The organism is Sulfurovum sp. (genome assembly GCF_049668085.1).
Classification (GTDB): Bacteria; Campylobacterota; Campylobacteria; order Campylobacterales; family Sulfurovaceae; genus Sulfurovum.
The window spans coordinates 1-5,843 of sequence record NZ_JBATIY010000078.1; the positions used below are offsets into that span (position 1 = coordinate 1).

The 5,843-nt window shown below is 39.9% G+C and carries 6 protein-coding genes; all 6 read right to left on the reverse strand.

The genetic code is table 11. The features are described from left to right. On the reverse strand, positions 1-554 hold a 554-nt coding region (locus WBM70_RS04770; RefSeq protein WP_424557367.1), incomplete at its 3' end, for a hypothetical protein. Positions 555-621: 67 nt separating this feature from the next. Next, positions 622-3,594 (reverse strand): transcription-repair coupling factor, encoded by a 2,973-nt coding sequence (gene mfd / locus WBM70_RS04775; RefSeq protein WP_424557368.1) that lies wholly within the window; start codon positions 3,592-3,594, stop codon positions 622-624. Further along, positions 3,581-3,895: a hypothetical protein gene (locus tag WBM70_RS04780; protein WP_424557369.1), complete on the reverse strand. Its 315-nt coding sequence runs from the start codon at positions 3,893-3,895 to the stop codon at positions 3,581-3,583. The genes mfd and WBM70_RS04780 overlap by 14 nt, the downstream gene beginning before the upstream one ends. Before the next feature lie 80 nt (positions 3,896-3,975). Further along, positions 3,976-4,743 (reverse strand): Mur ligase family protein, encoded by a 768-nt coding sequence (locus tag WBM70_RS04785; protein ID WP_424557370.1) that lies wholly within the window; start codon positions 4,741-4,743, stop codon positions 3,976-3,978. After that, complete coding sequence (gene lptE, locus WBM70_RS04790) at positions 4,743-5,258, reverse strand: LPS assembly lipoprotein LptE (protein ID WP_424557371.1); 516 nt, start codon at positions 5,256-5,258, stop codon at positions 4,743-4,745. The genes WBM70_RS04785 and lptE overlap by 1 nt, the downstream gene beginning before the upstream one ends. Positions 5,259-5,279: 21 nt before the next feature. Next, positions 5,280-5,843, reverse strand: a 564-nt coding sequence (locus WBM70_RS04795) for a class I tRNA ligase family protein (RefSeq protein ID WP_424557372.1), incomplete at its 5' end; no start/stop codon positions are given.

Genomic DNA, 5,843 nt, shown 5'->3' on the forward strand with positions numbered 1-5,843 from the left:
CTCTCCTCATATGAACTTCTTTCACTTTCGATGACATACAGCATATAAGAGACAACCAGGTACCCTAAAACGATTTGAGAAAGCAATTCCCATTCATATACGAACTTAACACCTGTCAGGTAAGAGAACAGAGGAATGAACAGTAAAACAACAAACATGTTCGTACTCCACCGAATACCCTTTTCTACCCCTAAAAAGAAGAAAACAAAGATAGGTAAAGCAGCCAACCAAAACAGTGAAAGTTCAGGATCCTGATCTGGTACGATCAATGACATGGAAAGTAGAAAAGTAAGTGCCCCTAGTATCATATAAGAAGTATGATTGATATTGATATAGTGAGGAAATATAAGATAGGCTACCATCAGAATGGAAATGATGAAGAGTTCAATGAACATCATTATGTAGTAGCCCTGAGACAAGTTTTCATACGCATAAAGAAGCATCACAAAAGCACCCGCCAAGATGAACAGATTCACCATGGTTGCTCTTAGTCTATCCCGACTTTTGGGTATAAAATACTTACCTTTTAATACTTCTTCTTCAAAAAATTTCAACTATCATACCCTTTATAAACTATCTATTCAAGTATATTATGAGGTTGATTAGTTGATGCTTATAAAACTATTTTTTCAAGTAGCCCATCGCAGTAGCGATAATATCATCATCATCTTTACTGCGTGATTTGAGTACTACTCTCTCTTTACCCTCTTCTATAAATTCTATAAAGACATTTTCACCATACGAAGAGACCTTAGAGATGCCCTTTTCTCTTGCCAGCACCTTCATCACGATCACATCGATGAACTGTCTCGTGATCACATCAAGTTTGCCAAACCTATCTGCGATCTCCGATTCTATCTCATAGACCTCACCTGTACTTTCACACAACGAAAGACGTCTGTAAAGTTCCAGACGGAGTCTGTCCTCTTCTATCAGTTCTTCATTGAGGTACGCATCGATAGAGAGTTTCATATCGATATTCTGCACCACATCTTTGTCTTGTCCTGAGAGTTCTTTAATGGCATCTTCAAGCATACGCAAGTAAAGAGAATACCCTATCTGTTTGATGTGTCCAGACTGTGCTTCACCGATGATATTCCCTCCACCACGTATCTCAAGGTCATGGAATGCCAGTACAGCCCCAGATCCTAGATTTGAGTGTGACTCAAGTGCAAGCAGACGACGTTTAGCATTGTCTGTCAAACGTTCTTTGTCCGTGACCATGAAATAGCAGTACCCCTCTTTGCCACCACGTCCTACGCGCCCACGAAGCTGATGCAGGTCTGCGATACCAAAATTGTCTGCCCCATCAACGATCATCGTGTTGGCATGAGGCATATGGATACCTGACTCTACGATGGATGTGGAGAGCAATACATCATACTCACCATCTTCAAAGAGCATCATCTCATCTTCAGTCTCTTTAGCTGAGACCTTAGAGTGAAGCACAGCGATACGAAGTTTAGGCAGTATCTCAAGCAGTTGTTTCTTTTTCTCTTCTATCCCTGCGATGGAGTTAAAGACATAAAATATCTGTCCCCCACGACGCATCTCACGAAGAATGGCCTCTTTGATGATCTTATCATCATAACTCTTCACAAAAGTACGTACTCCTTGACGTTCCGTAGGAGGTGTGAGAATTTCAGAAAATGACTTTACATCGGACATTGCAAGGTTCAAAGATCTTGGTATAGGTGTGGCCGACATAGAAAGCAGATGCACATCAATGGCTATCTCTTTGAGTGCCTCTTTTTGTTTCACACCAAATTTATGTTCTTCATCGATGATCACAAGTGCCAGATTTTTAAATCTTGCTTTGAGTAAAGCATGCGTTCCCACTACCACATCTATCGTTCCTGCTTCCAATCCTTTGAGCGTTGCATTTTTTTCTTTTGTCGTTGAGAATCTGTCCAGTTTTGCTATTTTTATATCATGTCCGTAAAAACGCTCTTTAAGACTTTTATAGTGTTGAGAACTCAGCAGTGTTGTGGGTGCTATCATCATCGCCTGGTAACCATTTTTAACCGCTATGAACATTCCATTCATAGCCACTTCTGTTTTACCAAACCCCACGTCTGCAGAAAGTAGTCTGTCCATCATTTTTCCAGAGCTCATGTCATCTAACATGTCATTAATGGCACGTTCTTGGTCTTCCGTGTGTACGAAACCCGCTTCAGACATGAAAATAGCGTGCTCTTCCATATCTCTTTTGAGCGTAATACCTTTTTTCAAATGACGCTGGGCTGAGAGATTGATGATCTGTGAAGCGATGGCAAAAAGTTTCTCTTTGACTTTGGCTTTGAGCTTTTTAAAGCTTGCTTTACCCAGCCTATCAAGTATAGGCAATACCCCGCCCTCTGCTACATAACGGTCTATCACTTCAAGATTTGAGACAGGAATGAGCAGTGAATCTTCATTTTGGTAAAACATCACGACAAACTCACTGGTAGCCCCCAGTACATCCCGTTTTTCTATGCCCTTGAAGATACCTACACCGTAATTCTCATGTACCACATAGTCACCCGGTTTAAGCTCATCAAGTATAATAGTAGCTTTCTTTACCTTTTTTCGTTTTATAGGTTTATTGAGTGAGAGTATCAGTCTGTCTGCACCTAAAAGATTGACTATACCCTCTTGGTAAACAAACTCTATATTTTCAAATGAATCCAGCTCTGAACCACGTACAATACTCTCATTTTTAGCAATAATGGTGATCTTCTTGTCTTTATGAGATTCTAAAAGTTTATTGGGACTTACTGCTTCAAGGTCACGGTATTTGTTTCCCTCCGGGATAGCCGGCAGTAAAAATGACTTCCTTGGGACAAGTGGTTCGTCAAGCTCATAGACTTCTTTGAGCTCATCATCTAACACAGATGCCCATACAGCATCAAAAAGGCTTAAAGCACTCTCTCCAAGATCATCCAGGTGCCATAGTCCAAGTGAATCTATATCTTTAACAAAAGTATCGTAAGCGCTTTGTTCAGTTCTGTTTTTAAGTGCTTCGTGTTGGGTTTTAGTCAGTGCTAAAAATGTGGGCGCAAAAGTCAAAGACTCCAACTCATCACTTAAACGTTTTTGCGTCCCTTCATCATAATGCTGAATCGTCTCTACCTCTTCATCAAACAAAGAGATACGATACGGTCTGTCTGCATCTATCGGGTAAATGTCTATGATATCCCCACGAAAAGAGACTTCTCCGCGACTGGCTGCGATATCCGTAAAATGGTACCCCCACTGATACAAGGTATCCTTGAGTTCCTGCAAATCTAAAGTATCGCCAAATTCTATGGACTGGGAATCAAACAGTTCTGCTTTTGGAAAAGGAATAAGCAGTGTTCTTAGCGGTGATATAAGGACCTTTTTCTTTGTACTTTGATGAAAAGACGCCAATTGTATAAACAACAACTGTATATCTTCATCATACGAACGCAGATCTTCACCTACACTCACACGCAGGTCGGGTAAGACAAAAGTATCAAAACCAAGTAAAACTGCTACATCTCGTATTTGTACCGCTTCTTTGTCATCTTTACAGATAAGCAGCTTTTCATCTTTTAACGTTTCTAAGTATTCGTAAATATTACTTTGGTACATTGATCTTCTTTTTCATCTTATTTAAAAATTCTTCTACAACATAAAATGAACCAAATACCAGGTACTGTTCATCTTTGTCTATCTTATGCCCAAAATAGCTATACTCTATGCCTACTTTTTTCAGCGCTTTTTCTATCTCACTCAATGTAGTCGCTCTTTGTGAATCAATAGGGATGATCTCTACACGTTTTACTTTAGGTTTCAGTATCTTTAACACCGAGACATAGTCTTTATCGTCAAGACTGTTATAAATGAGAATGACCTTCTCTTCCAACGCATTCTCTATGGCTTTTGCAGCCAAAGGATTGTGTCCTACATCAATCCGAATATTTTCCGTAAGAGGATAGAAGCGTCCAAAAAGTTCCAGTGTGCGTAAATCATCTATATCGTAGAGATATCCAAAATATCCAAAGCCTGCAACGCCACAGAAGCATTCTCTATAAGATACTCTCCCCAGGATTTCTCGTTTGCAATGCCTTCGAGTTCCGTTCTCTTCTCACTTGAGATTTTATGTTTATAGAGTATTGCATCTTTCTCTTCCGCTATCTTTTGCGCAACGTCAACGACCTCATCATACACTTGAGGAGCCAACAAGACTTGTTTCCTGATACTTCGTATCTTCGTACCGGCGATCTCTTCTATAGTTTGACCTAAGAACGCTTGATGGTCTAAACCTATAGGCGTAATGACAGAGAGTGCTTTGTCACATACATTGGTTGCATCAAACTCTCCACCCAATCCTGCTTCCAAAACCATTAGGTCACAATTTTCAAATACCACAAAAGATAAAAGTGTTGTGTACTCAAAGTAACTCAAGCTGTCACTCATCTCTTGACCCAGGATAGTAAAAAGTTTTTGATGTGCCACTTCAAGAGCATCGCCTGAACTATCATTACCGTTCAACCATATACGTTCATTGAATTTTAAAATATGAGGGGAAGAGAAGTGTCCCACCATCAAACCACTTTTATGTGCCAAATGTGCGATCATTCGTCCGGTGGAACCTTTTCCATTCGTTCCTACGACATGGACTGTTCTAGGCTGCCTGATATGCGGTTTTAATATACCATAAGCAATGTGTACACGCTCATGGTCAATCTCTTTGTAGTAAAGAGGTTTATTTTCAAGAAACGTATCAAAGGATTGCATCATTTTGTTTCTTTTAACATTCCTTTAGCACTGACATAGGCCAAGAATTCATCCAATGCTTTTCCCAATCCTGTACGAATAGCCTCTGTTCTAAGTGCAGAAGAAGTAAGTGAACTGGCTTGAATATCTGATTCAACAATACTTGTGATCGTTTTCGATTCCTTGCCTTGTTTGTTCACCATGTCAAACTTCACTCTGATCACTGCACGGTAGCGCGTCACATAACCGTCTGTATAAGCAAGTGGTATAAAAGTACTTCCTGCATAAGAGATACGAATTTGACTCTGTGCTTCTTCTTTAGAAACGACTCGTCCTTTAAAACGTGTGTAGACTAAACGGTTCATCTCATCTTTAACATAAGGCGCATTTTCAGGTTCCGCTCTATCGACAAAAACCTCTACATACACAGTATCGGAAAAAACATTTTTGATCATATGAGAAGAGGGTTTGTATCCGCAAGCACTTATGAGAAACACTACACTCGCGGTCATCCAAAACTTCAAAACATTCTTCATATTTCCCTCTCTTCTTCTTTTTTAGCTTGGTTTTACAGCCAGATTCACCAATTTATTTGGTACCACGATCTCTTTGACGATACTCATACCCTCAAGCCATTTTGCTCCAGCTTCTTTAGCTGTAGCTAGAATCTCATCTTGTGTAGCAGAAGGATTTACTTCTATTTCAGTACGTTTTTTACCGCCTATCATCACGACATACAATATACTGTCTTGTACAAAAACCTCATCTTTTACTTCAAGGATGTCTTGTAAGTTCTTACGCTCGAACAGTGTTTCACTTAGCTCTGTCGCTACATGAGGAATGATAGGTTCAAGAAGGTTAAGCATAATGTACATCCCTTCTGTCCATACAGCTCCATCATCCTGTTTATCTAAGGCATTCAGTGCTTCCATACAGGCTGCAATCAGTGTATTGAATGCAAAAGTCTTCTCATACACATCAGATGACTTTTGCAGTGCTTCATAGACTTTTACACGTGCGAGTTTGGACTCTTTACTCAAGCTCCCCTGATCGATCTCAGATAACGTATTTTGCGTTACTTTCTCTTTTCTGTCATAGAGTTTTTTGATGAACCTAAATGC

Coding starts and splice junctions, on each gene's coding strand:
- mfd (WP_424557368.1), bottom strand. CDS start 3,594: ATGTACCAAAGTAATATTTACGAATACTTAGAAACGTTAAAAGATGAA.
- WBM70_RS04785 (WP_424557370.1), bottom strand. CDS start 4,743: ATGCAATCCTTTGATACGTTTCTTGAAAATAAACCTCTTTACTACAAA.
- lptE (WP_424557371.1), bottom strand. CDS start 5,258: ATGAAGAATGTTTTGAAGTTTTGGATGACCGCGAGTGTAGTGTTTCTC.